Origin of the sequence: Bergeriella denitrificans NBRC 102155, from assembly GCF_001592185.1 — a bacterium.
Taxonomy (GTDB): Bacteria; Pseudomonadota; Gammaproteobacteria; order Burkholderiales; family Neisseriaceae; genus Neisseria; species Neisseria denitrificans.
On the sequence record NZ_BCWL01000308.1, the window covers coordinates 1 to 1,601 of the forward strand.

Annotated in this window: 1 protein-coding gene and 1 pseudogene; both read left to right on the plus strand. The window is 60.0% G+C overall.

Annotated features, from left to right (window positions below; translation table 11 throughout):
- Nucleotides 1-41: 41 nt before the first annotated feature.
- Nucleotides 42-632, plus strand: coding sequence for a UbiX family flavin prenyltransferase (locus BDE01S_RS10410; RefSeq protein ID WP_082790471.1), 591 nt, complete (start codon nt 42-44; stop codon nt 630-632).
- A 210-nt stretch (nt 633-842) separates the two neighbouring features.
- Nucleotides 843-1,570, plus strand: a pseudogene (locus BDE01S_RS10415) (DUF554 domain-containing protein).
- Nucleotides 1,571-1,601: the final 31 nt, after the last annotated feature.

The following is a 1,601-nucleotide window of genomic DNA, read 5'->3' on the forward strand; positions in this document are numbered from 1 at the left end:
TATTCCCCCGCCCTGCCCGGCGGCTTACAACAGGACAACCCATGACCCGACGCATCATCATCGGCATCAGCGGCGCCAGCGGCTTTCAATACGGCTACGAAGCGCTGCGCCTTTTACGCGAAACCGGCGGCATTGAAACGCATTTGGTGGTCTCCAAAGGTGCGGAAATGACCCGCGCTCTGGAAACGCCCTATACCCGCGAGGCCGTCTGCGCGCTGGCCGACGTGGTGCATCCCGTCGGCAATCTGGGCGCAGCGGTGGCCAGCGGCTCGTTTAAAACGCTGGGTATGCTGGTTGCGCCCTGCTCCATGCGTTCGCTGGCCGCCATCGCGCAAGGCTACGGCGATAATCTGCTGACCCGCGCCGCCGATGTGGTCTTGAAAGAACGCCGCCGTCTGGTGCTGATGGTGCGCGAAGCGCCGCTGAATCTGGCGCACATCGACAATATGCGCCGCGTAACCGAAATGGGCGGCATCGTGTTTCCGCCCGTGCCCGCGTTTTACCAGCAGCCGCAAAGCGTGGCCGACATCGTGACCCACAGCGTCGGCCGCGCGCTGGAGCTGTTCGATATCGATATTCCCAAGCTGCCGCACTGGGGGCTGCACGGCCGGCCGGAAATTGAATCGGAATAAAAACAGGCGTATAATCACGCCCTTACCCCACAAAATGCCGTCTGAAAACGCCTGTTTTCAGACGGCCTGTTATTTAACACGGGTGCAGGATAAGGGTTACGCAATACTTGATATTTCAGCAACCTACCCTATCCCGCGCCCAAACCCACATGACTTGCTGCCGCGCCTGTCCGGCAGCCGGAACAGACGCTTCTCATACAAGGACATCGAATGACCTCCCTACCCGTCGGCCCGCTGGTGAACGCTGCGGCCATTGTCGGCGGCGCGCTCTTCGGCCTCACCGTCGGCAGCCGCCTGCCCGAGCGCGTGCGCGCCAACCTGCCCACCCTTTTCGGTCTGCTTTCCGTCGGCCTGGGCATCATCACGCTGCCCAATGTCAAATATTACGCCGCCGTCGGCCTTTCCGCCGTAATCGGCACGGCGCTGGGCGAATGGTTCAACATCGAAAAAGGTTTGAACAAAGCCGCAGCGGCCACCCGCTCGTGGGTGGACAAAATCCTGCCGGCCAAAGGCGATTTATCGACCGAGAAATTTTTGGAAAACTATGTTTCGCTGGTGATTTTGTTCTGCGTCAGCGGCATGGGATTTTCGGCGCGATGCAGGAGGGCATGAGCGGCGACCCGTCGGTGCTGTATATCAAAGCGATTTTGGACGCGTTTACCGCCGCTATTTTCGCCATCACCCTCGGCATCATGGTGGCGTTTATCGCCATTCCGCAAACGCTGGTGCAGCTGACGCTGTTTTTCCTGGCTATGCTGGTGCTGCCGCTGACCACGCCCGATATGCGCGCCGACTTTTCCGCGCTGGGCGGGCTGATGATGCTGATGACGGGCTTCCGCATTATGGGCATCAAATCCTTCCCCGTCGCCAATATGCTGCCCGGCCTGCTGCTGGTGATGCCCGTGTCGCATTTTTGGGCGGTGTATATCGCGCATTAAACTGGCGGATTGGGATAAGCCCACTGTTACG

Coding starts and splice junctions, on each gene's coding strand:
- BDE01S_RS10410 (WP_082790471.1), top strand. CDS start 42: ATGACCCGACGCATCATCATCGGCATCAGCGGCGCCAGCGGCTTTCAA.